Origin of the sequence: Bradyrhizobium macuxiense (genome assembly GCF_007993935.1) — a bacterium.
Lineage (GTDB): Bacteria > Pseudomonadota > Alphaproteobacteria > Rhizobiales > Xanthobacteraceae > Bradyrhizobium > Bradyrhizobium macuxiense_A.
Map to the genome: position 1 here is coordinate 516,766 of NZ_VITY01000004.1, position 24,524 is coordinate 541,289.

25 protein-coding genes are annotated in these 24,524 nt (G+C 65.3%); 16 read left to right on the plus strand and 9 right to left on the minus strand.

Features of this window, described 5'->3' with window-relative positions; genetic code table 11:
* The 5 genes from FBZ93_RS13665 to FBZ93_RS13685 all read left to right on the plus strand — a co-directional run.
* Nucleotides 1-1,614, plus strand: a 1,614-nt coding sequence (locus tag FBZ93_RS13665; protein WP_167529029.1) for a hypothetical protein, incomplete at its 5' end; no start/stop codon positions are given.
* Nucleotides 1,615-1,676: 62 nt separating this feature from the next.
* A complete protein-coding gene (locus FBZ93_RS13670) occupies nucleotides 1,677-2,723 on the plus strand; it encodes a TAXI family TRAP transporter solute-binding subunit (protein ID WP_146986449.1) in 1,047 nt (348 codons plus the stop codon).
* Between the two features lie 77 nt (nucleotides 2,724-2,800).
* Entirely contained in the window at nucleotides 2,801-3,355 is a 555-nt protein-coding gene (locus FBZ93_RS13675) for a hypothetical protein (RefSeq protein WP_246667464.1), read from the plus strand.
* A gap of 39 nt (nucleotides 3,356-3,394) precedes the next feature.
* Nucleotides 3,395-3,994 carry a DsrE family protein gene (locus tag FBZ93_RS13680; RefSeq protein WP_146986450.1) on the plus strand — a complete coding sequence of 200 codons (600 nt, stop codon included), beginning with the start codon at nucleotides 3,395-3,397 and terminating at the stop codon, nucleotides 3,992-3,994.
* A gap of 180 nt (nucleotides 3,995-4,174) precedes the next feature.
* Entirely contained in the window at nucleotides 4,175-5,515 is a 1,341-nt protein-coding gene (locus tag FBZ93_RS13685) for a Rieske 2Fe-2S domain-containing protein (protein ID WP_146986451.1), read from the plus strand.
* A 337-nt stretch (nucleotides 5,516-5,852) separates the two neighbouring features.
* On the opposite strand, the gene FBZ93_RS13690 is transcribed toward FBZ93_RS13685, so the two are convergent.
* Complete coding sequence (locus tag FBZ93_RS13690) at nucleotides 5,853-7,460, minus strand: Na+/H+ antiporter (RefSeq protein WP_146986452.1); 1,608 nt, start codon at nucleotides 7,458-7,460, stop codon at nucleotides 5,853-5,855.
* Between the two features lie 209 nt (nucleotides 7,461-7,669).
* The gene (locus FBZ93_RS13695; RefSeq protein ID WP_146986453.1) at nucleotides 7,670-8,044 is read right to left on the minus strand and encodes a nuclear transport factor 2 family protein; all 375 of its coding nucleotides are present in this window, start codon (nucleotides 8,042-8,044) and stop codon (nucleotides 7,670-7,672) included.
* Between the two features lie 99 nt (nucleotides 8,045-8,143).
* Here FBZ93_RS13695 and FBZ93_RS13700 point away from each other — a divergent pair, with 99 nt between their 5' ends.
* Nucleotides 8,144-8,590: a GFA family protein gene (locus tag FBZ93_RS13700; protein WP_167529030.1), complete on the plus strand. Its 447-nt coding sequence runs from the start codon at nucleotides 8,144-8,146 to the stop codon at nucleotides 8,588-8,590.
* 20 nt (nucleotides 8,591-8,610) lie between these two features.
* Here FBZ93_RS13700 and FBZ93_RS13705 read toward each other — a convergent pair whose 3' ends face one another.
* Nucleotides 8,611-9,027 (minus strand): hypothetical protein, encoded by a 417-nt coding sequence (locus FBZ93_RS13705; protein WP_246667465.1) that lies wholly within the window; start codon nucleotides 9,025-9,027, stop codon nucleotides 8,611-8,613.
* A gap of 204 nt (nucleotides 9,028-9,231) precedes the next feature.
* On the opposite strand from FBZ93_RS13705, the gene FBZ93_RS13710 reads away from it, so the two are divergent.
* Nucleotides 9,232-11,130 carry a caspase family protein gene (locus tag FBZ93_RS13710; RefSeq protein ID WP_146986454.1) on the plus strand — a complete coding sequence of 633 codons (1,899 nt, stop codon included), beginning with the start codon at nucleotides 9,232-9,234 and terminating at the stop codon, nucleotides 11,128-11,130.
* Between the two features lie 209 nt (nucleotides 11,131-11,339).
* Here the strand turns inward: FBZ93_RS13710 and FBZ93_RS13720 are convergent, their stop codons facing one another.
* Together FBZ93_RS13720 and FBZ93_RS13725 are read right to left on the minus strand one after the other, a co-directional pair.
* Nucleotides 11,340-12,020 (minus strand): DUF1345 domain-containing protein, encoded by a 681-nt coding sequence (locus tag FBZ93_RS13720; protein WP_146986455.1) that lies wholly within the window; start codon nucleotides 12,018-12,020, stop codon nucleotides 11,340-11,342.
* Nucleotides 12,021-12,038: 18 nt separating this feature from the next.
* Entirely contained in the window at nucleotides 12,039-12,959 is a 921-nt protein-coding gene (locus tag FBZ93_RS13725) for a polyprenyl synthetase family protein (protein ID WP_050425858.1), read from the minus strand.
* Between the two features lie 200 nt (nucleotides 12,960-13,159).
* Here FBZ93_RS13725 and mtgA point away from each other — a divergent pair, with 200 nt between their 5' ends.
* From mtgA to FBZ93_RS13745, 4 genes are all read left to right on the plus strand, one after another.
* Complete coding sequence (gene mtgA / locus FBZ93_RS13730; protein ID WP_146986610.1) at nucleotides 13,160-13,831, plus strand: monofunctional biosynthetic peptidoglycan transglycosylase; 672 nt, start codon at nucleotides 13,160-13,162, stop codon at nucleotides 13,829-13,831.
* 157 nt (nucleotides 13,832-13,988) lie between these two features.
* Entirely contained in the window at nucleotides 13,989-14,174 is a 186-nt protein-coding gene (gene rpmF / locus FBZ93_RS13735) for a 50S ribosomal protein L32 (protein WP_021077536.1), read from the plus strand.
* 228 nt (nucleotides 14,175-14,402) lie between these two features.
* On the plus strand, nucleotides 14,403-15,041 hold the full coding sequence (locus FBZ93_RS13740; protein WP_146986456.1) for a hypothetical protein: 639 nt from the start codon (nucleotides 14,403-14,405) through the stop codon (nucleotides 15,039-15,041).
* An 18-nt stretch (nucleotides 15,042-15,059) separates the two neighbouring features.
* Nucleotides 15,060-15,530: a YybH family protein gene (locus FBZ93_RS13745; RefSeq protein ID WP_146986457.1), complete on the plus strand. Its 471-nt coding sequence runs from the start codon at nucleotides 15,060-15,062 to the stop codon at nucleotides 15,528-15,530.
* Nucleotides 15,531-15,545: 15 nt separating this feature from the next.
* Here the strand turns inward: FBZ93_RS13745 and FBZ93_RS13750 are convergent, their stop codons facing one another.
* On the minus strand, nucleotides 15,546-15,830 hold the full coding sequence (locus FBZ93_RS13750; RefSeq protein WP_146986458.1) for a hypothetical protein: 285 nt from the start codon (nucleotides 15,828-15,830) through the stop codon (nucleotides 15,546-15,548).
* A 219-nt stretch (nucleotides 15,831-16,049) separates the two neighbouring features.
* Here FBZ93_RS13750 and FBZ93_RS13755 point away from each other — a divergent pair, with 219 nt between their 5' ends.
* Nucleotides 16,050-17,741 carry a putative bifunctional diguanylate cyclase/phosphodiesterase gene (locus FBZ93_RS13755; RefSeq protein ID WP_146986459.1) on the plus strand — a complete coding sequence of 564 codons (1,692 nt, stop codon included), beginning with the start codon at nucleotides 16,050-16,052 and terminating at the stop codon, nucleotides 17,739-17,741.
* 161 nt (nucleotides 17,742-17,902) lie between these two features.
* Here FBZ93_RS13755 and phaR read toward each other — a convergent pair whose 3' ends face one another.
* A complete protein-coding gene (gene phaR / locus FBZ93_RS13760) occupies nucleotides 17,903-18,493 on the minus strand; it encodes a polyhydroxyalkanoate synthesis repressor PhaR (protein WP_050404779.1) in 591 nt (196 codons plus the stop codon).
* Nucleotides 18,494-18,805: 312 nt separating this feature from the next.
* Here phaR and FBZ93_RS13765 point away from each other — a divergent pair, with 312 nt between their 5' ends.
* The 3 genes from FBZ93_RS13765 (at nucleotide 18,806) to yddG (ending at nucleotide 22,195) form a co-directional block, all read left to right on the plus strand.
* Nucleotides 18,806-19,984 (plus strand): acetyl-CoA C-acetyltransferase, encoded by a 1,179-nt coding sequence (locus FBZ93_RS13765; RefSeq protein ID WP_146986460.1) that lies wholly within the window; start codon nucleotides 18,806-18,808, stop codon nucleotides 19,982-19,984.
* A 273-nt stretch (nucleotides 19,985-20,257) separates the two neighbouring features.
* Nucleotides 20,258-20,983: an acetoacetyl-CoA reductase gene (gene phbB, locus FBZ93_RS13770; protein ID WP_050425845.1), complete on the plus strand. Its 726-nt coding sequence runs from the start codon at nucleotides 20,258-20,260 to the stop codon at nucleotides 20,981-20,983.
* Nucleotides 20,984-21,322: 339 nt separating this feature from the next.
* A complete protein-coding gene (gene yddG / locus FBZ93_RS13775) occupies nucleotides 21,323-22,195 on the plus strand; it encodes an aromatic amino acid exporter YddG (RefSeq protein ID WP_146986461.1) in 873 nt (290 codons plus the stop codon).
* A gap of 85 nt (nucleotides 22,196-22,280) precedes the next feature.
* Here the strand turns inward: yddG and FBZ93_RS13780 are convergent, their stop codons facing one another.
* On the minus strand, nucleotides 22,281-22,715 hold the full coding sequence (locus tag FBZ93_RS13780; protein ID WP_146986462.1) for a cupin domain-containing protein: 435 nt from the start codon (nucleotides 22,713-22,715) through the stop codon (nucleotides 22,281-22,283).
* The gene (gene gloB / locus FBZ93_RS13785; RefSeq protein ID WP_146986463.1) at nucleotides 22,715-23,482 is read right to left on the minus strand and encodes a hydroxyacylglutathione hydrolase; all 768 of its coding nucleotides are present in this window, start codon (nucleotides 23,480-23,482) and stop codon (nucleotides 22,715-22,717) included. Before gloB ends, FBZ93_RS13780 begins: the two co-directional genes overlap by 1 nt.
* 183 nt (nucleotides 23,483-23,665) lie before the next feature.
* On the opposite strand from gloB, the gene FBZ93_RS13790 reads away from it, so the two are divergent.
* Nucleotides 23,666-24,418, plus strand: coding sequence for a class I SAM-dependent methyltransferase (locus FBZ93_RS13790; RefSeq protein WP_074132158.1), 753 nt, complete (start codon nucleotides 23,666-23,668; stop codon nucleotides 24,416-24,418).
* The last annotated feature ends 106 nt before the right edge of the window (nucleotides 24,419-24,524 follow it).

Sequence of the window (24,524 nt, forward strand, 5' to 3'; positions counted from 1 at the left end):
CAGAAGTCGCTGGCGCAGGAGCACGAGCGGGCCGCGAAACTGGAGAAGGACCTTGCGGCGGCACGCCGTGACGTGGAGACGCAAACCGCGCTGGCGGCCAAGGCGAGCGATGAAACGGCGCGGCTGAAGAAGGCTTCGGAAAGCGGCGTTGCCGACTCGCAAAAGTCGCTGGCGCAGGAGCACGAGCGGGCCGTGAAACTGGAGAAGGACCTTGCGGCGGCACGCCGTGACGTGGAGACGCAAACCGCGCTGGCGGCCAAGGCGAGCGATGAAACGGCGCGACTGAAGAAGGCTTCGGAAAGCGGCGCGTCGGACTCGCAGAAGCCGCTGGAGCAGGAGCAGAAGCGGGCCGCAAAACTGGAGCAGGACCTCGCGGCGGCGCGTCGCGACGCGGAAGCGCAAACAGCGCTCGCGGCCAAGGCAAAAGACGAAGCGGCCCGGCTGAAGGAGGCCTCGCAAGGCGGCGCCGTGGACCTGCAGAAGTCTCTGGCGCAGGAGCATGAGCGGGCGGCGCGGTTGGAGAAGGACCTTGCGGCAGCTCGTCGCGACGTGGAAACGCAATCAGCGCTGGCGACCAAGGCAAGCGATGAGGCGACGAAGTTGAAGCAGGCCTCGCAAAGCGGTGCGGACCGGCAGAAGTCGCTGGAGCAGGAGCACGAGCGGGCCTCGCGGCTGGAGCTGGATCTCGCGGCGGCTCGCCGTGACGTGGAAACGCAATCAGCGCAAGCGGTCAAGGCGAGCGACGAATTAGCCAAGGCAAAGCTTGCAGCGGAAGCCGGCGCTGCGGAACTGCGCCGATCGATGCAGAAGGAGCACGAGAGGGGCGATGCACTGGCGCGCGATCTGTCGACGGCGCGCAGCAAAGTCTACGCCTACGAGGCGCAGGCAGCCCAAGCCGGCGACGAGGCAGCAAAGCGCAAGCAGGCAGAGTCAAGCGAAACAGCCGAGCTGCGACAATCCCTCCAGCGAGAGCAGCAGCGGGTTGAAGCGCTGGCGCGTGATCTCGCAACAAAGAAAAGCGAACTCGACGCGCAGGCCAAGCGGGCAGCCGAAGCGAACCTGCAAGCCGCCGGGATGAAGCAGGCCGCGGAGCAGGCCGCGGCCGAGCAGCGCAGCCTGTTGCAGAGGGAGCGTGGCAAGGCCGAGCAATTGGAGCGGGATCTTGCTTCGGCGCGCCGCGACATTGCTGCGTTCGCGGCCAAAGTGACGCCCGCCGTATCTCAGGTCGCCACCACCGGCAACGCCGGCCGCTCCGTGCAGGAGGCGGCGGCGAGCGCTCCGGCGCCGGCCGAGAACCGCGCTGTAGCGACGCCAACCGCGGGCAATGTCGAGACCGCCACTGACGGTGCGCAGGAGGCGAGACTGCTGGCGCGGGCGCGCTTGCTGCTGGAGCGGGGAGACATCGGGGGGGCGCGGGTCGTGCTGGAAAGCGTCGCCGAGACGGGCAGCGCCCAGGCAAGCTTCGCGCTGGCGGAAACCTATGATCCGCTGACCCTCTCGAACTGGGGAACCTATGGAACGCGTGGCGATGCGGCCAAGGCGCGCGATCTCTACGCCAAGGCCGAAGCCGGCGGAATCAAGGAGGCCAAGGCGCGATTCGAGGCGCTGCGTTGATCAAACGATCCGCGCAGCAAGGACGGACGCGCCGGCGCAATGTCGTGCAAAGGAGCTGCTCGATGAAAAGGTTGATCGGATTTCGCCCGCTGCTGCTTGCGGGCCTGATGTCGCTGCTCCCGGCGCTGCAGCCGCCCCCGGCGGATGCGCGGCCGCAACATGCCCAGCCACACAAGGCGCGCGTGGTCCGGGCCGAGCCGCCCCAGCAGCCCAGGCCTGAAGCCCTGGCGATGAATGCCTGGACGGTGGGCCTCGCCGGCGGCCTACTCGAGGGCGCGCCGATCCGCCTCGCCGCGGAGATGGCCCGCGTGGCCGATGACGGCGACAATCTGCACGTCCTGCCGGTGGTGACGCGGGGGGCCGCGGAGAATCTGAACTCGCTGCTGTATCTGCGCGGCATCGATGCGGCGATCATCAATTCCGACGCGCTCGAGGAATACAAGAGCCAGGTGCCGGACATCCAGCGGCGGATCACCTATGTCCTGAATCTGTTTCCATCCGAACTGCATGTCTTCGTTCGGCCGGAGATCAAGAGTCTGAGCGACCTCGCCGGCAAGAAGGTGAACTTCAACAATCAAGGTACGGCCGCAGCCTATTCAGGTCCGCTGATCTTCAGTCGCCTCGGTATCGATATCGAGAAGACGTTCATTCCGCATCAGGTCGCGCTCGAGCAGATGCGGAAGGGCGACATGGCGGCCGTCGTCTTCATCACCTCGAAGCCGGTCGATGCATTTGTGAAAGGCCGGTTTGAGTCGGGCTTCAAGTTCCTGCCGGTCCCGTATGACAGCAAGTTCGAGGACTATTATCTGCCGGCGGCGCTCGATGCGGCCGATTACCCAAATCTGATCAAGCAGGGCGATCATGTCGCCACGATCGCCGTCCCGACCGCCCTCGTCGCCTTCAATTGGCCGGCCAACTCGAACCGCTTCCAGCGCGTCGCGCGTTTCGTCGACCATCTGTTCTCGCGGATCGACAAGCTGCAGGGACCCGGCTTCGATCCGAAATGGAAATCGATCAACCTCGGAGCGACCGTGCCCGGCCTCGCGCGCTTTCCTGCCGCGCAGGCGTGGCTCGATCGGCAGACGTCGACGGCACGGGCATCGCAATGACCAGGCTTTCCGCCCCGCTTGTTGTGGCAATCGCCGTCATCAACGGCGTTGCCCTGGCGCAAGGGGTGGAAGATACCATGACAGATCCCATGGCACAGCTGCGAGCCTGTTCGCAGCTCGAACGTGAAGCGCGGCTGGAGTGCCTCGACAAGCTGTCGCATACCGCCGCACCGGCTCGCCGCGAAGCGTCGAAAGCTAATCGTTGGACCATCAGCGAGACGACGTCGCCGGTCGATTATTCGCCGATCGCTACCGCGACGACGTCCGATTCGGTCGATGCGTCCGTGAAGCTGTCGATCCGCTGTCGCGGCGGGCGGACCGAATTGTCCTTTGCGGGACCCGCACTCTCGGGCCGCGGCGACGGCTATGCGATTTCCTATCGCATCAATGACGGTGCGCCGGTGCAGGTCGCGGCAACCGTGCCGGCGGCTGGTTCCGGCGTCGCCGTCGCCGGCGATGTGGTTCGCCTGCTGCAATCGCTGCCCGATAACGCGGTGCTTGCCGTCCACCTCTCACGCGGTGCCGGGGCTGCCCATGATGCAACATTCTCGCTCGCGGGGCTGGACGCGATGCGCGCGAGGATGGCTGCGGTCTGCAAATGGCCGCTCGCCGTCGCAAGGCCCAGCAATTGAGAAAGTGTGCTTGCCGATTTTTCGAGATGGAGATGCTTGATGTGCAATTTTGAATCTGTAGCGAAATTCATGGCGATTGCCGCGGTCGCGGTGCTGGCGTCGACGCCGTTTGCGGCGGCCCAGCAAGGCGGAAAATACTGGGTGCCGGCCGCGCAGTCCGCGACTTACGCGGTGAGCGACGCCCGAAAACCTGAAACGTCGCGAGCCACCGCCGAAACGCGCAAGCGCTCCGCCTTTGCCCGCATGCACAATCCGGCGGCGCCGAAAGGAAAGGAGCATCATCTGATCCTGCAGGTGAACTCCAATGATCCTGCTGCCATGAATCTCTCGCTCAACAACGCAACCAACGTCGCCGAGTATTACAAGGGGCTCGGCGAAAAGGTGAAGATCGAGGTGGTCACGTTCGGCCCGGGCCTGCACATGCTGCGCGAGGATACGTCGCCGGTGAAGGCGCGCATCGAGGAAATGGCCCTCAGTACACCCGAGGTGTCGTTCAAGGCCTGCGGCAATACCCAGGAGAAGATGCAGAAGGCCGAGAACAAGTCCATCCCGATCATCAAGCAGGCGGAAGTCGTGAAGTCCGGCGTCGTGCGCGTGATGGAATTGCAGGAGAAGGGATGGGCGTACGTGAAGCCGTGAGCCGGAGGGCCAGCCGGCCCTGAACTGCCTTTCAGCCGGCGCGGCTTGCTGCGCAGAAGACGGGCGCAAACCAAAGGACTCGCGGGGCAGGGCTGCCGGCCGCGCAGCCAATCGCATTGACGTTCCGCATCCGCTACGCCAAGCTCCGGGAAAATCAAAAACAACTCCCGGGGAAACGCCATGCTCCGCGCCGAAGACAACAAGTTCCTCACCGAAGCCGGATCGGGAACGGGAATGGGCGAACTGCTGCGCCGGTTCTGGATTCCGGTGCTGCTGTCGGAAGAACTGCCGGAGCCCGACAGCGACCCGAAGAAGATCGTTGTGATGGGCGAGGAGCTGCTCGCGTTCCGCGACTCGAGGGGCGTGGTCGGAATCATCGATCAGTACTGCCCGCATCGCGGCGCCAATCTCTGGCTCGGCCGCAACGAGGAATGCGGCATCCGCTGCGTCTATCACGGCTGGAAGTTCGATACCGACGGCCGCTGCGTCGACATGCCGACCTCCTATCCGGACCTCAACGCCAAGGACCTGATCCGCATCAAGTCCTATCCGGTGCGTGAATGGGGCGAGATGATCTGGGCCTATATGGGTCCGGCCGATCAGATGCCCGAATTGCCCGCGCTGGAGATGGCGCTGCTGCCGGCCTCACACCGCTTCGTCACCAAGAAGTGGCAGGACTGCAATTGGGTGCAGGCGGCGGAAGGCTCGATCGACACCGCGCATTTCACCTTCGCGCATCTCTCCTTCGAGAAGGAGGAGAACGAGATCCTCGACATCAAGAAGCATTTCGTCAATCCGCTGACCCGGGTCGCGACCGACCACATGCGCTGGATCGCCGAGGACCCGCGGCCGGTGATCAAGATCAATCCGCATGAGGCCGGCCTCACGGTGGCCGGCGGCCGGCTCACCGGCAGCGACAACATCTATTGGCGGATCGCCCAGTTCCTGATGCCGTTCCACAGCTACGCGCCGAGCTCGATGCCGGGCGAGAACATGTTCGGCCAGACCTTCGTGCCGGTCACCGACACCAATTGCTGGATCTACACCTATGCCTGGAATCCGCACCGGCCGCTGACCGACGCCGAACGCGAAGGCTACGCCAACGGCAATGGCGTGATGGCCGTGGTGGACGAGAACTACGTGCCGCTGCGCAACAAGGCAAACGACTATCTGATCGATCGCAAGCTGCAGCGGACCAAGAGCTATACCGGCATCAAGGGCGTCTCCGAGCAGGACGCCGCGGTGCAGGACAGCCAGGGCCCGATCGCCGACCGCACCCGCGAGCATCTCGGCCCGACCGATCTCGGCATCATGCATTTCCGCAAGCTCATGATGGAGGCGGCCCGCGCGCTGCAAAACGGCGAGGCGCCGCCGCATGTCGCGCACCAGGATCGCTACACCGTGCGCTCCGGCGCCTGCGTCACCAGCAAGACCAAGGATCTCACCGCCGTGATGGTCGAACGGTTCGGCGATCCCGCCGGCTTCGTCGGCGGTCCCGGGCAGAACGCGGCTGCGGAGTAGCTGTCGTCCCGGCGAAGGCCGGGACCCATAGCCACAGGGCGCAGTTGTTGAAACACGCTGTGGCCCCAGCTTCGCCAACCAATTGGCATTTGTGGTAATGGGTCCCTGCCCCCGTGCGCAATTGCGCACTAGGCCGGGACGACGCGTGGAGAGATCCCGCGCTACAGCGGAATCCTCCCGCGGCGGAGTAAATTTGACCGTCGTCCCTGCGAAAGCAGGGACCCATAACCACAGGATGCAGTTGTTGAAACGCGCTGTGGCTCCAGCTTCGCAAACCAGTTGGTCCTTGTGGTTATCGGTCCCGGGTCGCGCTTCGCTTGCCCGGGACGACATCGGGTCAGAGCGGAATCCTCCGATACTCCCTGTTCGACAGGCTCGCCTCCTCCAGATCGAGGTCGCGCTCGATGCGGCGCCGGGTCTCGTCGGTGATCTTGCCGTCGCGCAGCAGCATGTGGATGAACTTGCGCTCGGAGGAGATCAGCTCCCGCGTCAACTCGGTGCCGGTGGCGGAGGTGTCGTGCTTGTCGGGGTCGAGCGAGTCGGGCAGCTGGTTGATGCGGATCTCGTGCCGTGAGCGCAACAGCTTGACCACCTCGTCGGAGAGCTCGCGGTCGTCGGTGATGGCATCGAGCGACTTCAGTGCGGCGTTCAGCGCCTCGCGCCGCGCCGCGATTTCCTGCTCGTGCTCGGCGACGTGCTCGCTGCGTCCGTCCCTGGCGAGGCCGAGCCAGCGCACCACCGGCGGCAGGGTGAGGCCGAGCCCGACCAGTGTCACGAAGATCACGCCGAAGGCAACGAACAGGATCAGGTCGCGATACGGGAAGGCTTCGCCGCTCGGCAGCGTCAGCGGCAGCGCCAGCGCCGCGGCCAGCGAGACCGCGCCGCGCACGCCGGTGAAGGCCACCACGAACACCGCCCGCCACGACGGCAGCGGATCGCGGTCGCGCAGCTGCCTGCTGAGCCAGCGCGGCAGATAGGTGCCGGGGAACACCCAGAGGAAGCGCGCAACGATCACGATGACGGCGACCAGCACGGTGGCGGTCAGGATGTCGTCCAGCGGAAACGACTTCGACTTCTCGTAGAGCGAGCGCATCTGGAAGCCGGTCAACAGGAACAGCAGGCCCTCGATCAGATAGATGATCAAGTCCCAGAAGAAGATGCCCTGCAGGCGCGTCGCGGCCGAGATCAATAGCGGTCCGTTCCAGCTCATATAGAGCCCGCAGGCGACGGTCGCGATCACGCCGCTGCCGCCGAAATGCTCGGGGATCCAGTAGGCGAGATAGGGCGTGATCAGCGACAGCGTGATCTCGACCTGGGGATCGCGGGCTCTGCGGCGGGCGCGCAGGCTGAGCCAGCCGACCGCGGTGCCGAACGCGATCTCGCCGGCAACGATGACGAAGAACGTGCCGGTCGCCTTCGGCAGCGAGAACAGCCCGGTGGTGATGGCGGCGAGCGCAAAGCGGTAGAGGATCAGCGCGGTCGCGTCGTTGGCGAGCCCTTCGCCCTCGAGGATCACCAGGATGCGCCTGGGCATGCCGAGCTTGCGCGCGATCGCCAGCGGCGCGACCACGTCCGGCGGCGCGACGATCGCCCCGAGCAGGAAGCCTGTGCTCCACGGCAGGCCGATCAGATAGTGGGTCGCGGCCGCGACCAGGAAGGCGGTGAAGATCACGCAGCCGACCGACAGCAGGATGATCGGCCGCAGATTGGCCTTGAACTCGCGCCAGCTCATCGCGACGCTCGCCGAATAGATCAGCGGCGGCAGCACCACCAGCAGCACCAGCTCGGGCGGCAGTTCCAGCGACGGCATGCCCGGCACGAAGGCCAGCACCACGCCGACCAAGAGCAGCAGGATCGCCGGCGCGATATCGGTCCGCCGCGCAACCAGGGCGGTTCCCGCCAGTACGCCGAGCAAGGTGAGAAAGATCTGAAATTTGGCTTCCATAACGGGCTCAATTCGCCCGGAAACCAGCGCCAGTCAATGCGGTCCGGCCGGAGCCGGACCGCTTGAGCATGATCCGGAAAAGTGGAAACCGGTTTTCCGAAAAGTTCATGCTCAAAACAAAGAGATGAGAACATGATGCGATTCCTTGGAAACGCATCATGTTCTTGCATGTGTCACAAAGCCGTCGTGGAGACGGGGTGGACCGCCGGTCAGTCCTTGAGGTCGTAGCGGTAGGACTTCGAGACGATCTGCCAGCCGTCGGCGAGCTTCATGGCGACAAGGTAGTCGGTGAAATAGCGCGGCGGCAGCTGGCAACGCACCTTGATGAAGGCGGTGTTGTCGTCGGAGCGGTCGATGGTGACGATGAAGTCCTCGCGCGGCTTGCCTTCGGCCTTCGCCGACGTGCGCTTGCGCACCAAAGCGAGCCAATCCGGCACGGTCAGGACCTTCAGCTCGCCCTTCTCAACCCAGCGCAGGTCCGCGCTTGGATGAAAGGCTTCGGCGAGCTTGTCGGCATTGCTCTCATAGAGGCCGTCGAAATAGGTTTGCACGACCTTTTCGACGGTGGATCGATCTTGGTTCATTGGTTGGTCCTCCCGGCAGGGTTTTGGCTGCTAGGATTTAGGCATGATCCGCCGGATTGCGCCATGGCCGGCGATAAAATTCCACGTGAGGGCCAAGTTGTGACTGCATCTGAAAATTCCAACGCAAATTCGCACGATCGCATTCTGACCGGCGAATGCTTCTGCCGTGACGTGCGCTACGAGGTGGCCGACGCGTTTGCCTATGCGCTGAATTGTCACTGCTCGAACTGCCGGCGCACCACGGGATCGGCGTTCAAGCCGTTCGCGGGGATCGTGCGCGAAAAGTTTGCCGTCACGCGCGGCGCCGACGGTCTCCTGATTTATGGCGATGAGATCACCCACGACGCGCATTGCGGCCGCTGCGGGTCGCTGCTCTATTCGCAGGTCCGTAACGGCGCTTATGTCCATGTCACGTTGGGGACGCTGCGCGATGCGCCTTCGATCCGGCCGACCGCGCATATCTTCGTCGGCTCCAAGGCGCCGTGGTACGCGATCCTGGACGACCTGCCGCAATATCAGGAGCACGTGACGCAAGACGGGGAATAAATGGCGGGGAATAAATCCGCTCAAGGCAGGTTCTTGTTCTGAGCTTGGTCCGCTTGTGCCGCTGACGTCTCGGACGGCCCCAGCGAGAAGGCGAGCACGACGTCGTCGGCGCGCTGCTTGAACTCCCTGCCGACCGCGGTGCGCGCGGCGTCGGCAAGTTCCTGCAACGGCTTGTCCTGCAGCAGGTGGGGGAAGGTGACGGTCACCGACGTGAGCCGGCCATTGTGCCAGTTGAACCCGACCGCCGGTTTGACCCCGACCATCGCAACCAGATCGTTCTCCACGGCCTTGGCGTGCTTGAAGCCATCGAACACGGCGTCGACCAGGCCACAGCCTGCGGCGCAGCCGGCCAGCAGCGCGAGGACGAGGAGGTTTCGGACCATGGCGCCGACCGTGCCGGCCCTGGCGGATGGAACCGCCGCGCTTGTGCCCTGCATCACGTCCTCCGTGCGTCTGTTCTCGTTGCCCGGATCGTGCACGAAAACGCGTGCCCGGCCAAATCCGAACCGGCGCTCGGTTTCGTCGACTAACAGTCAGGATGGCATGGTCCACGCCGGCGCGGATCGTGAGGCGTCTCACAAAGTGCCGCGCTTGATTCTGCTAGACGGACCTGCATGCTACAAAACGGCCAGAGTGTCGCCATGAACGGGTCTGGGTTCTTGAACTTGAATCGCTTGCTGCTCGCCGTCGCGGCCTTTCTGCTGATCGTCTGCCAGCCGGCCTTCGCCGAGAAGCGCGTGGCGCTGGTGCTTGGCAATTCGGCCTATCGGAACACAGCGCCGCTCGCCAACCCGGTCAACGATGCCTCGGTGATGGCCGCGACGCTGAAGAATGCCGGCTTCGACGCGGTCGACTTCCGCAAGGACCTGCCGGCCGTCGAGACCCGCCGCGCGCTGCGCGAATTCGCCGACCTCGCTCGCGATGCCGACATCGCGCTGGTCTACTACGCCGGCCACGGCATCGAGGTGGACGGTGCCAATTACCTGATCCCGGTCGATGCCAGGTTGGAGCGCGATACCGACGTCTATGATGAGGCGCTTTCGCTCGACCGCATCCTGGTCGCGATCGAGCCGGCGCGGAAGCTGCGGCTGGTGATCCTCGATGCCTGCCGCGACAACCCGTTCGCCAAGACCATGAAGCGGACGCTGGCGACCCGGGCGATCGGGCAGGGTCTCGCCAAGGTCGAACCGACCAGCCCCAATGTGCTGATCGCCTATTCGGCGAAGGCCGGCTCTACGGCGGCCGACGGCGACGGCAAGAACAGCCCGTTCACGATCGCGCTGTCGAAGTTCCTTCCGACCCCCGGTCTCGATGTCCGTCGCGCCTTCGGCTATGTCCGCGACGACGTGCTGAAGACCACCAACAACCGCCAGGAGCCGTTCGTCTATGGCTCGCTCGGCGGCGAGGACGTGCCGCTGGTGCCGGCCCCGGCCAAGCCGGCGCCGCCCGCCGCTGCCGCCGCGCCCACGGCACCCGCGCCGACGCCGCAGTCCGAAGCCCGCCGCGACTACGAGCTGGCGCTTCAGATCGGCAACAGAAGCGCGATGAACGCTTTCCTCGCCCAATATCCGAATGGCTATTACGCCAACCTCGCCAGGTTGCAGCTCGAGAAGTTCGCCGCCGAGGATGCGCGCGTCGCCGCCACCGAGAAGGCGCGTCTGGCCGAGCAGGAGCGTGCACGGCTCGCCGCCGAGGGCGCGCAGAAAGCGCAGCAGGCGAAGGCCGAGGCCGACGCGAAGGCCGCCGAAGCGGCGCGTCTTGCCGCCGAACGGGCCAAGCAGGTCGCGCAGGAGCAGGCCACGGCCGCCGAGCAGAAGCGTCAGGCGGATGCGGCGCTCGCCGATCGCGCCGCGGCGAGCAAGGCGGCTCCCGATCAGCCGGCAACGCAGGCTGCGGCCGCTCCGTCAGCCCCGCCGGCTTCCCCTGAGAAGAGCACGACCGTGGCTGCCCTGGCGACCGGTTCGCCCGAGGCCGATGTGGTCAAATCGGTGCAGACCGAATTGCGCCGCGTCGGCTGCCTGACCGGCGCCGTCGATGGCGACTGGAACGCGGCGTCGCAGCGCTCGCTGACGCTGTTCAACCGTTATGCCGGCACCAAGCTCGACATCAAGGCCGCCAGCGTCGACACCCTCGATGCCGTCAAGCTGAAGCAGTCCCGCGTCTGCCCGCTGGTCTGCGAGCGCGGCTACAAGGCCGACGGCGATCGCTGCACCAGGATCGTGTGCGCCGAGGGCTCGTTCCTCAACGACGACAATGAATGCGAGAAGCGGCGCGAGCGGAAGCCGGTCGCCAAGCGCGACGGCGACGAGCGGCCGTCGCGCCGCGAGCGCGAACGCGCCTTCAATCCGCAGCGCGAGCCGCAGGTCCCGTCCGCGGCCATTCCGCGCCCGCAGGGCCGTGCCAGGGCGGAAGGCGACGGCAGCGGTCAGATCATGTGCGATGCCTATCTGTGCCGGCCGGTCAGGCGCGGCTGCCATCTCGAGTACCGCGGCGGCGGCGGCCCCGGCGGCAACACCGGCAATGTCGAGGTCTGCAATTAGGGCATGGGGAGATTAGGTTGAGCTGGAGCCGCAGCGGTACTTCACCTCTCCCTTGGGAGAGGTCGGCGCGCAGCGCCGGGTGAGGGATTGCGGTCTCTCGGTAGCGCTGCGGCCCCTCACCCGATTTGCTGCGCAAATCGACCTCTCCCCGTTGGGGAGAGGTGAAGCGAAGCCCGTGGCCGAATCGTTCGATCCAAATTGAAAACGCGCTAGATCGCGCTCGCCGCGATGTTCACCATCAGCGCCAGCAGCGCGGTGTTGAACACGAACGAGATGATGCCGTGCACGGTCGCGGTGCGGCGGATGATCTTGTCGGTGATGCCGACATCGGAGACCTGCGCGGTCATGCCGATCACGAACGAGAAATAGACGAAGTCCCAGTAGTCGGCGTCGGCATGCTCATCGCCGCTCGGAAACTGCAATCCGCCGGGTGTCTTGCCGCGATAGAATTCATGGGCGTAGTGCAGCGCGAATGCGGTGTGGACCACCGCCCATGACAGCGTGATGGTGACGATCGCCACCGCCAGTCCGGCCGGGCTGCCCTTGGATGCGCCGAGTTCGAACACGATGGCCAACAGGCTCGCCAGCGCGCCGAACGCGGTCAGCAGCAGGATCAGGAAACGGCCGTCGTCCTGCAATATGGCGCTGCGCTTGATGTGGGCGACGCCACAGCGCAGCATCATCACATAGGCGAGCACGAGATAGAGCGCGGCGAAGGCATCCCAGCCGGCGAGCAGGCGCGTGACGAGGCGTAGCGAGCCGGGTATCAACAGCGCAACGACGATGCCGACCACGATCGAAGTGAAGGTGCGCGGCCGGCCCACCACCACGCGGACCGGCATCGGCAGCTTGCGGAAACGAACAAGGCGGTCGTCGAACTCCCTGTTCATTTCGCGCTTTGCTTTCCGCTAGTTCTTGCGATCGGCGACGAAGCGGGCGGCTGCGCGCAGCACGTCGCCCCGATCGCCGAATACCGACAGTGCGGCGTCGGCGCGCGCCAGCAGGTCGCGCACGCGCTGCTTGGCGCCATCGATGCCGAGTTGGGTGACGAAGGTGGTCTTGCCGAGCGCAGCGTCAGCGCCGGCGGGCTTGCCGAGTGCGGCAGCATCGCCCTCGACGTCGAGCAGGTCGTCGGCGATCTGGAACGCCTCGCCGAGCGCTTTGCCGTAATCGTCGAGCGCCTGGTATTCCTTCTGCGAGGCTTGGCCGAGGATCGCGCCGGCGATGCAGCCGAAGCGGAGCAGCGCGCCGGTCTTCATCTGCTGCAGGCGGGCGACGTCGACCGGCTCGCGATCGCCGAAGCGGCCTTCGCCGGCAAGGTCGAGGATCTGGCCGCCGGCCATGCCGCCGACCCCGGAGGCGCGCGCCAGCGCGCGGGTCAGCAGCAGGCGGACCTGGGCATCCCTGTGGATCGCATCGCGGGTGATGATGTCGAAGGCGATCGTCAGCAGCGCGTCGCCGGCGAGGATCGCGGTGGCGTCGTCATAGGCCTTGTGCAGGGTCGGGCGGCCGCGGCGCAGATCGGAATTGTCCATCGCCGGCAGATCGTCATGGATCAGCGAGTAGCAGTGGATGCATTCGAGCGCGGCGCCGACCAGCAGCGCGGATTCGCGGGGTATGCCGAATACCGCGGCGCTCTCGACCACCAGGAACGGCCGCAACCGCTTGCCGCCGCCGAGGCTCGAATAGCGCATCGCCTCGATCAGCCGCTTCGGGCGCACGATCTCGTCGCTCTCGGTCGCGTCGGACAGCAGTTTTGCGAGCAGGGCTTCGGTATCCTCCGCGGTCTGGTCCAGCCGCTTGGAAAACTCTGCAGTACCGGTCGTCATTAAGAATTGCTCCAGATCGATTTTCGGCCGGACAATCGTTGATGAGATCGGCTTCGTCAATTCCACCCTGCAGCGGATTCGCGCCTTAAAAGTGCTGGAAAAACCGTGAATTATCCGACAGACGTCTGACGATGCCGGCTGTCTCCTGGCGGGCAGGTGCTAAATCCTTGCTGAAGAGGTCCTCCCCGGGAACCCTCGTTTTGCGCATTGTCCGAATTTTATTGCTGCTTTTGCTGGCCGTGCTGTTGCTGCCCTATCTGGTGACGCCGTTCTACCGCACCGGTCAGCCAGTTTCGGCCCTGATGGCGTGGCGGAGCCTGCGCGGGGCCCCGGTCACACGGCATTGGGTCGATTTCGGCGCGATATCGCCCTATCTGCCGCGGTCCGTGGTCGGCTCGGAGGATGCCCATTTCTGCAAGCACCGGGGCATCGATTGGGGCGCGCTGCGCGAGGCGCTCGACGATGCCGAGGACGGCGAGGTGGCCCGCGGCGGCTCGACCATCACCCAGCAGGTGGCCAAGAACCTGTTCCTGTGGTCCGGCCGCAGCGTGATCCGCAAGGGGCTGGAACTGCCGCTGGCGCTCTGGATCGACTTCGTGCTGCCGAAGCAGCGGATCCTGGAAATCTACCTCAACATCGCGGAAATGGGCCCATCAGGGCAATTTGGCGCCGAAGCGGGCGCCCAATATGCCTTCGGTCGCTCCGCCGCGGCGCTGTCGCCCCGGGAAGCCGCGCTTCTGGCGGCGATTCTGCCAAATCCGGTCAAAAGAAGCGCCCGGAACCCGGGTCCGGGGGTGCGCAGGCTGTCCGGAACCTATATCGCTCGGGCCAATACCGTGACGCGCTGCTGGCGCGAAAATCGCGGCGATTGAGCGCGATTTCGGGCGCTTTTTGCTGCCTGCGGCCCTAGCTTTACGGAGTGCCTTCCTCTATAAGCGCGGCCTTACCGGCATCGCAGCTTGCGCTTCGAAGCGCTGAGCCCGTCCGCATTTCGGACGATGCCTCCGCAACACCCTAGAGGACACCGTCATGGCCGTTCCCAGAAGAAAAACCTCGCCGTCGCGCCGTGGCATGCGCCGTTCGGCCGATGCGATCAAGACCCCGACCTATGTCGAGGACAAGGACTCCGGCGAGCTGCGCCGTCCGCACCACCTCGACCTGAAGACCGGCATGTACAAGGGCCGTCAGGTTCTGAAGGCCAAGAAAGAGTCCTGATCGGACCTTCGGCTGCCGCGCCCGCAGGCGCGAGCATGACCCGGAAAAGTGCGTAGCGGTTTTCCCTCGCGACAAACGCAAAATGCGTTTGCGCGGAGGTCATGCTCTCATCAAAGCGGCGCTGCGCCTGAATTCGGCCAACGAGTGCGGTCAAGACGGGCGCGCCCGCGGCGAAGCCAATGAGCCTCGCCGCATTGCTGGTTCTCCCTGAATAAGGCGCAAGCCCCGATGGTCGGTTTTCCGCTGCTGCTCGTTCCGCTCGCGGTCTACAACATCATCGCCTTCCTGATGCCCGGCGTGTCTTTCACGGACCCGCTGATCAGGCTGACATTGCTGTCGGGCGAGCAGTGGCAGATCACGCTCAGTGACATGCTGCTTGCCGCCGGCGTGCTGCTGTTGCTGCTCGAGGTCATCAAGGGCGCGCGCCCCGGCGCGAAATATCTCACCGACCATCTGCTGTCGCTGATCGTGTTCGGCGCGGCCGCCGCCGAATTCGTGCTCTGGCCGAAATTCGGCAACTCGACCTATTGCCTGCTGACGCTGCTGGCGTTGGTCGATTTCATTTCCGGAATTGCGCTGCGCACGCGCCGTCGCGCGGTGGTCGCGCCTGCGGCACCGGCACCGAGCGTCAGCAAATCGCAGCCCGAGGCTCCGCAGCCCGCGCCTGTCGCGCAGCCCACGCCGCGGCCCGAACCCGCGCCTGTCGCTGCTCCTGCGCCCGCTGCGCCGCCGCCGGCCCCGCCAGTTCCTTCGGCGACGTCGGTCGCCGAATCCGTGCTGCTCGATCAGTCCGCGCCAAAGCCCACCGTCACCTCGCCGGATCTGCAGCCGGGCGGCCAGCCGCCGTCGGACGCGCCGCAGCGCTAGCGCGTTTTCGGGGGAGCCATGAGCCAAGACGCGCCCCTTCCGATCGCCGATCCGACCACCACCCGATCGATCTTCGACTGGCTCGAGCGGTTTGCCGCCTGCGTCAGGGCGGTCGACTATGCTGCCGCGCGTCCGTTCTGGCATTCGGACATCATCTCGTTCGGCACCTATCAGGAGCTGATCCACGGCCGCGCGCGCTGGACCGAGATGCAGTGGGATAACGTCTGGCCCCGCACCGCGGATTTCGCCTTCGATCTCGCGCACACGGAGGTGCTGATCAGCGCCGATGGCGGCATGGCGACGGTGATCACGCCGTGGACCAGCACCGGCTTCAATCCGGACGGCAGCCGCTTCGACCGGCCGGGGCGGGCAACGATCATCCTCGCGCGTCAGGCCGACGGGCGCTGGCTCGGCATCCACTCCCACATGTCGCTGCGCCGCGGCGTGCCGCAGGACAGCCACGGCAGCCGGCCGGTCAAGGCCCACTGATCGCGCGATGATTTGCTAGATGATTTGCCGGGTGCGCCGCGCAACGCTACGGCGTTCGTCGAAATGCGGGCCGTAGGCGGTCTGCGCGTCGGCCAATGACCCACGCCGCAGCCCGCGCGTCTGCGGTTCGTGCGCAGCAGTCGCGATCAAGTGAGCCAGAAAGGAAGGGTCCGCGTGGGGCAGCGGGATCTTGGGCGCCCAATGGGTGGTCACGGCCAGCGGCACCAGCGCCGTGCTGGTCACGGCGGCAGTGTCGGTGAACTCGCCGTCGAGGACCTCTGACTGATCGATATCGAGCATCGCCTGCGACCCGTTGGAGCGTCATAGTTTGGGACGTCGCGTCCCTCTGCAACACCCTCATGGCAAGGGTCATGCCCGCCATCCCCAGTTCGTTCCGCGGCAGTCGAAAACGTGGTTTCCAGATTATTTATCAACTTCTCCTAGCGTTGGATTCGCCGGAACCACTATCTTGAGAGCGTACAGAATCACCGGGTGCCGTCCCAAATCGAGACACGTTCGATGCCCCCTGTCCCGCCAGCTGCCAGCATTCTCGCCTCGCTCGGCCAAGCGACATTCGCCTGGGACCTGGCGAGCGACGCGATCGCCTGGAGCGACAATGTGGCGACGGTCTTCCCGGATATCCCGGACGCGGCGCTTGCGAGCGGCAGTGAGCTCGCAAAGCTGATCGAGCCGTCGCGCACCATTCGCGTCGACGCGCTCGGCCAGACCGCGCCGGCGCGGAGCGGGGAGCCGGTGCCTTACCGGATCGAGTACGGCGTACGGGCCATCACCTCGGCGCCGGTGATCTGGATCGAGGAGACCGGCTGCTGGTTTGCCGGCGCCGACGGCCGGCCGGCGCGCGTGCAGGGCGTCGTCCGCGTCAACAATGAAAGGCACGCCCGCGACGAGCAGCTCTTGAAGCTGTCGCGGCACGATCCGCTGACGGGCGAGCTCAACCGCACCCATCTGGTCGCCTCGCTCGCCGAGAGCATCGAGGAGTGCGCCCGCTTCCGCACCTCCTGCGCCTTCATGCTGATCGGCATCGATCATCTGGCACGCGTCAACGATGCCTTCGGCTTCGACGTCGCGGACGCCGTCATCGCCGAGGTGGCGAAGCGGATTCGCGCCCGGCTGCGCAGCGGCGACATGCTCGGCCGCTTCTCCGGCAACAAGTTCGGCCTGATCCTGCGCAACTGCACCGTCGACGACACCAATGTCGCGGCCGAGCGCTTCCTCGCCGCGGTGCGCGACGAGGTGGTGCCGACCAAGTCAGGCCCGGTGTCGGTGACGGCATCGATCGGCGCCGTCACCCTCCCGCGTCATGCGAAGTCGGCGGAGGAGGCGGTCAATCGCGCCCAGGAGACGCTGGATGCCGCCAAGAGCCGCCGCGCCGGATCGTTCGCGCTGTGGAAGCCGAATGTCGAGCGCGATGCGCAGCGCCGCGTCAACATCCGCGTCACCGACGAGATCGTCACCGCGCTGAACGAGCGCCGCATCGTGATCGGCTTCGAGCCGGTGGTCGATGCCCGCTCGCGGCAGCCGTCGTTCTACGAGTGCCTGGTCCGCATGGAGCAGGACGACGGCCGGGCGTTGCTGGCGCCCGACATCGTGCCGGTCGCCGAACGGCTCGGCCTGATCCGGCTGGTCGATCACCGCGTGCTGGAGCTTGCGATCGCAGAGCTCGCTTCAGCTCCCGGCGTACAGCTCAGCCTCAACATCTCGCCCGACACCACGATGGATCCGGACTGGTGGGCCACGATCGAATCCTTGATGCGCGCGCATCCCGGCGTCGGCGAGCGGCTGATCGTCGAGATCACCGAGACGGTCGCGATCCAGGACATCGACGACGTCCGCGGCTTCGTCACCCGGCTGAAGAATTTCGGCAGCCGGATCGCGATCGACGATTTCGGTGCCGGCTACACCTCTTTCCGCAACTTGCGCAAGCTCGGCGTCGATATTGTCAAAATCGACGGCGCCTTCGTGCAGAACATCGTGCGCTCGGCCGACGACCGCGCCTTCGTGCAAACGTTGATCGATCTTGCGCGCCGCCTTGAGATCAAGACGGTCGCCGAATGGGTGCAGGACGAGGAAGCCGCCGTGATGCTGCGCGAATGGGGCTGCGACTTCATCCAGGGCCGCCTGATCGGCCTCGCCTCGCCGGACCGGCCGTGGAACGCGCCGGCGGAGAAGGCCGTGCCGGCTGCGGGCTAGTCGGCCTGCACTGCAAGACCCGTCATCCTGAGGAGCCGCGAAGCGGCGTCTCGAAGGATGCACGGCCCAGCAGGTGGCCGTCGACCCATCGAGACGCGCGCTTTGCGCGCTCCTCAGGGTGACGGATCACGAAGCTGAACGTATTGCGCCGAAGCGAAGACCTACTCGTCCTTCTTCGCCGGCTGCGACATGCGCTCGAGGCGCTCCTGCATGTCCTTCATCTGGCGGCGCAGGTCGTCGATGTTGCCGTCGTCAGGTGTCGGCTCCGGCACCTTCTCGGTCTCCGTGCCGCCGCGCTGCGGCACGAACGGCTTGAACATCGAGAAGGTCTGCTGGAACAGCTCCATGTTGCGGCGGACCTGCTCTTCCAAGGGCGCAAACGGCGTGCCGCTCAGGGCACCCGCGATCTGCTTGCGGAATTTCTCCTGTTCCTTGGTCAGCGTCTCGATCGACTGTTCGAGATATTTCGGCACCACCATCTGCATGCTGTCGCCGTAGAACCGGATCAGCTGGCGCAGGAACGTGGTCGGCAGCAGGTTCTGTCCGGCCTTGTTCTCCTGCTCGAAGATGATTTGCGCGAGCACGGAGCGGGTAATGTCATCGCCGGTCTTTGCGTCGTAGACGAGGAAATCCTCGCCTTCCTTCACCATCGCCGCGAGATCCTCGAGCGTCACGTAGGTGCTCGTACCGGTATTATAGAGCCGCCGGTTCGCGTATTTCTTGATCGTGGTCGGTTGTTCAGATTTTGCCATGGGCTCTCACTTCAACACCGAAGAACCTGGAACCCCACGGCATCGCCGCAGGGCAAAATGCAACGCATCGCAGCAAAGGTAAGCATTTTCAAAGCGCTTCGGCTACCGTTTTGTGCTTTGCGGTTAATTCCAAAGCATAGGATTTGCTCAGGAATGTGCCAAGAGCGTCATTTTGAGTGCGCCGCGGCGCGTTTTGCGCGTCAGCGCGATTGACATGTCCCGACGAGGTTTACAGGATAGTCACCAAGAGACAGGCCCGCCAAACCGGCCGCCCGCCGTCGAGAAACCCAGCTACAACCATAGGAGATGTCCATGTCAGACGATGTCGTCATCGTCAGCGCCGCCCGCACCCCCGTCGGTAGCTTCAACGGCGCGTTTGCCACCACGCCGGCCCACGACCTCGGCGCGATCGCCATCAAGGCGGCGCTGGAGCGTGCCGGCGTCGAGGGTGGTCAGGTCTCCGAAGTCATCATGGGCCAGATCCTGACCGCGGCGCAGGGCCAGAACCCGGCCCGCCAGGCCTCGATCGCCGCCGGCATCCCGGTGGAAAGCCCGGCCTGGGGCGTCAACCAGCTCTGCGGCTCAGGCCTGCGCACGGTGGCGCTCGGCTACCAGGCGCTGCTCAACGGCGATTCGTCGATCGTCGTCGCGGGCGGCCAGGAATCCATGAGCATGGCCCCGCATGCGCAATATCTGCGCGGCGGCGTCAAGATGGGCGGCCTCGAACTGATCGACACCATGATCAAGGACGGCCTGTGGGATGCCTTCAACGGCTACCATATGGGCAACACCGCCGAGAACGTCGCCAAGCAGTACCAGATCACCCGTTCGCAGCAGGACGAGTTCGCGGTCGGTTCGCAGAACAAGGCCGAGGCGGCGCAGAAGGCCGGCAGGTTCAAGGACGAGATCGTCCCGGTCACCATCAAGTCCCGCAAGGGCGATATCGTGGTCGACGCCGACGAGTATCCGCGCCATGGCGCCACGCTCGACGCGATGGCCAAGCTCCGCGCCGCCTTCGAGAAGGACGGCACCGTGACCGCCGGCAACGCCTCGGGCATCAATGACGGCGCCGCCGCCGTCGTGCTGATGACCGCCAAGGAAGCCGCCAAGCAGGGCAAGAAGGTGCTCGCCCGCATCGTCTCGTGGGGCCAGGCCGGCGTCGACCCCAAGATCATGGGTACCGGCCCGATCCCCGCTTCGCGCACGGCGCTGAAGAAGGCCGGCTGGAACATCGCCGACCTCGATCTGATCGAGGCCAACGAGGCGTTCGCCGCGCAGGCCTGCGCGGTCAACAAGGACCTCGGCTGGGATCCGGCCAAGGTCAACGTCAATGGCGGCGCGATCGCGATCGGCCATCCGGTCGGCGCGTCGGGTGCGCGCGTGCTGGTGACGCTGCTGCACGAGATGCAGAAGCGCGATGCCAAGAAGGGCCTCGCGACGCTGTGCATCGGCGGCGGCATGGGTATCGCTATGTGCGTTGCACGCGACTGAACAAAAGGCAGCGAGGCCGGCTAGGTGATGAAAAGATCATCTGTCAACCGTGACGCGAACTGATAGAAAAGATGCCCGGCTTTGCGCCGGGCATTTTTGTTTCGAGAGCATGATCCGGACCCGGAGGGCCGCGTTAGCGCAAAGTGTGAAGCGGTTTTCCGAAAGGATCATGCTCAAAAAGGGAGCTGAAGCGCGACGATCCCATCGCGCTTCGTTGTGAGTGCGTAGGCCGGAGTTATCCGGTTATAAAAGACGGCCAAGGAGGAAACGGACATGGCACGTGTTGCATTGGTGACGGGCGGAACGCGGGGCATTGGAGCTGCGATCAGCAAGGCGCTGAAAGCGGCGGGCTACAAGGTGGCGGCAAGCTACGCCGGCAATGACGCCGCGGCGGAGAAGTTCAAGGCGGAGAGCGGGATTCCCGTCTACAAGTGGGACGTCTCATCGTTCGACGCCTGCGCGGCCGGCGTGAAGCAGGTCGAGGCCGATCTCGGCCCGGTCGACGTACTCGTCAACAATGCCGGTATCACCAAGGACACCGCCTTCCACAAGATGACGCTCGAGCAGTGGAATGCCGTGATCAACACCAACCTCGGCTCGCTGTTCAACATGACGCGCCAGGTGATCGAGGGCATGCGCGCCCGCAAGTTCGGCCGCGTCATTTCGATCTCCTCGATCAACGGCCAGAAGGGCCAGTTCGGCCAGGTCAACTACTCCGCGGCGAAGGCCGGCGACATCGGCTTCACCAAGGCGCTGGCGCTGGAGAACGCCAAGGGCGGCATCACCGTCAACGTGATCTGCCCGGGCTACATCAACACCGAAATGGTGCAGGCGGTGCCGAAGGACGTGCTCGAGAAGAACGTGATCCCGCAGATTCCGGTCAACCGGCTCGGCGAACCCGAGGAGATCGCGCGCGCCGTGGTGTTCCTCGCGGCTGACGACGCCGGTTTCATCACCGGCTCGACGCTGACCGTGAACGGCGGCCAGTATCACGCCTAGTCGCTTTTACATTCATTGCCTGCGACAAATGCAGGCGTTTGCGCTAGCGACGAAGCAATCCACTCCGGTATGAGGCCGCGTGGATTGCTTCGCAGCGCTTTTCATCAGCAGGGCTGTTGTCGGCAGCCACTCGGAACTGTAATCCGTCATCCTGAGGAGCGCGGAACGCGCGTCTCGAAGGATCGACGGCCCGGGTGTTTCCGCACACAAGGTCTCTCTCGCGGCGGCTGCAGGGCCGTGCATCCTTCGAGGCTCGCTACGCGAGCACCTCCAGCGACAAAGGCGAAGCCTTTGCGCGGGGATGACGGTGATAGCCTGTTGACTCGCAACGATAAGACAATGACGACCCGAACTGCCACCCTTGTCGGACTGACCGCCATCCTGATGTGGTCGCTGCTGTCGGTCATGACGGTTGCGACCGGGGCGATACCGGCGTTCCAGCTCGCCGCCATGACGTTTGCGATCGGCGCCGCGTTCGCGTTCGCAAGCTTCCTGTTGCGTCCGGCCGCCTTCGGCGCGTTGAAACAGCCGCTGGTCGCCTGGGTCGTCGGCGTCGGCGGGCTGTTCGGCTATCACGCGCTGTATTTCCTGGCGCTGCGGTTCGCGCCGCCGGCCGAGGCCGGCCTGCTCAATTATCTCTGGCCGCTGCTGATCGTGCTGTTCTCCTCGCTGCTGCCGGGCGAGCGGCTTGCGATCCATCACATCGTCGGCGCGCTGCTTGGGCTTGCCGGCACCGTGCTGCTGTTCGCCGGCAACACCGGCGCCTTCACAAGTGCGCAGATTCCAGGCTTTGTGGCGGCGTTTGTCGCGGCGTTCGTGTGGGCGGCCTATTCGGTGATGTCGCGGCGGCTCAAGGCGGTGCCGACCGATGCGGTGGCGGGCTTCTGCCTTGCGACGGCGGTGCTCGCAGCAGCCGTGCACATGATGGTGGAGACCACGGTGTGGCCCGCGACATCGCTGCAATGGTTCGCGGTCATAGCGCTCGGCATCGGTCCGGTGGGCGCGGCGTTCTTTGCCTGGGACATCGGCATGAAGCGCGGCGACATCCGCGTGCTCGGCGCCGCTTCCTATGCCACGCCGCTGCTCTCGACCGCGTTCCTGATCGCGGCGGGCTTTGCCAAGCCCAGCGCCAACATCGCCATCGCCGCGATCCTGATCGCGGGCGGCGGGTTGATCGCGGCGAAAGACATGGTGCTCAGAAAAAGAACGTAGGATGGGTAGAGCGCAGCGAAACCCATCATCTCGCCGCGTGGAGAGAAGTTGATGGGTTTCGCTGCGCTCTACCCATCCTACGAAGCTAGCGAGCTGGCTTCCAACCTTTCGGCGCTAGCTCGAACTTCGAAAACTCGAATCCCGGCGCGACGGTACAACCGACCAGCGTCCAGTCGCCGCTGCTTTCGGCGGCCTGCCAGGCGCCTGCCGGCACGATCGCCTGTGGCTGTTCGCCGTGCGCGACATCCGGCCCGAGCGTGATCGCGTGCTGTGGCTCGCCATCCCGCGCGATCTTCAGCGTCAGCGGTGCGCCCGCGTAATAGTGCCACATCTCGACGGCGTCGATGCGGTGCCAGTGCGAGCGCTCGCCGCGCGCGAGCAGGAAATAGATCGCGGTCGAATGCGCGCGTCCGTCGGCATCACGGCGCTCGTCGCGAAATGTCTCGCGATAATGCCCGCCTTCGGGATGCGGCTTCAAGTCGAGCCGCGCAATGATGTCGACAGCCGAGAGCTGTGACATCAGGACTTGTTCTTGCGCTCGCGGAGCTCGCCGAACACCAGCGCCGGGTCGGCGCCCTTCATGTGCAGCTTGGCCGCGACAGCGGGCTCGTCGGCGCGCAGGAACACGTTGGCCTTCTTTTCGTCGCCGAGCAGCACAGGAATCGTCGGCTTGTTCTCGGCGCGCAGCTTCGTCACTTCCTCGGCGCGGGCCTGCAGATGCGGATTGTCGGCCTCGATGGTGAGCGCGAACTTCACGTTGGAGGCGGTGTATTCGTGGCCGCAATACAGACGGAAATCGTCCGGCAGCGAGCGCAGCTTCAAAAGCGAATCCCACATCATCGGATAGGTGCCTTCGAACACCCGGCCGCAGCCGATCGAGAACAGCGTGTCGGCGGCGAACACCGCTTTCTCGCCGTCGAACACGTAGGAGATATGGTCGAGCGTATGGCCGGGCGTTTCCACCACGCGGGCCAGGAGACTGCCGACCTTGATCACATCGGCATTGGCGGCGCGCAGGTCGACATTGGCGATCTTCGCCGACTGGTCGTGCGGGGCGACGACGCGGCAGCCGTATTTCTGCTTCAGCTCGGCGACGCCGCCGACATGGTCGCCATGGTGATGGGTGATCAGGATGTCGGTCAGCGTCCAGCCTTCGCGCTCCAGCGCCTTGATGATCGGGCCGGCCTCCGGCGCGTCGATCGACGCGGTCGCCTTGGTGACGGGATCGTGGATCAGGTACCCGAAATTGTCGGTGAGGCAGCTGAAGGTGCGAATTTCGGCGGTCATGATATCTCCACGAACAAACGGGACGGGCATTTCAGAGCATGATCTTTTCGAAAAACCGGTGCCCGCTTTTTCGGATCATGCTCTTAACGCGCCCAATATAGGTGTGAAATATGGCGTTAACGCTCCGGCGGCAACGCAATTTTCCGCGCTCCCCGGCCGCAGGGGGCATGTTAGGCTGGCACCATGGACGTCATCGACCTCCGCGACTTCTATTCGCAGCGCCTCGGCATCGTGGCGCGGCAGCTGATCAACCGCGGCATCCGTGCACGGTGGCCGAACGCGGAAGGCCAGCGCGTGCTCGGCCTCGGCTATCCGACGCCTTACCTCGGCCTGTTCCGCGATACCTGCGAGCGCTGCATCGCCTTCATGCCGGCGGCCCAGGGCGTGCTGAAATGGCCGACCGGACGGCCGGCGCTGGCGACCCTGATCGACGAATTCTCGATGCCGCTGCCGGATGCCGCGGTCGACCGCGTGCTCTTGGTGCATGCGCTGGAGATGTCCGACGATCCGGAGCGGTTGCTGCGCGAGGTGTGGCGGGTGCTGTCGCCGTCGGGACGACTGATCGCGATCATCCCGAACCGCCGCGGCGTGTGGACGCGCACCGACGCCACGCCGTTCGGCCATGGCCGGCCCTATTCACGGGCGCAGATCACCCAGCTGTTGCGGCAGACCTGGTTCACACCAGCGTCATGGGGCGAGGCGCTGTTCATGCCGCCGGTGCAGGGCAGCTGGTTCCTGCGCTCGGCGATGGCGTGGGAGCGCGTCGGCGCGGCGCTGTCGATGCCGTTCGCCGGCGTACATATCGTTGAAGCGAGCAAGCAGGTGTATCGCGCGATCCCGGCGCGGCGCGAGCGCACGCAACTGATCCCGTCGTTGCGGCCGGTGCTGGTGCCGTCCTCGACGGCGACGCGCAAATCCAGTCACTCGGAATCGTAAACGGGGTGGGGTGATCTTTCAACGCGGGCGGAGCCCGATTGGAGAGATCACCCCACCCCGTTACGCATTCCGCTACGCTTCATGCGCAACGACCCCCGAGCGAGCT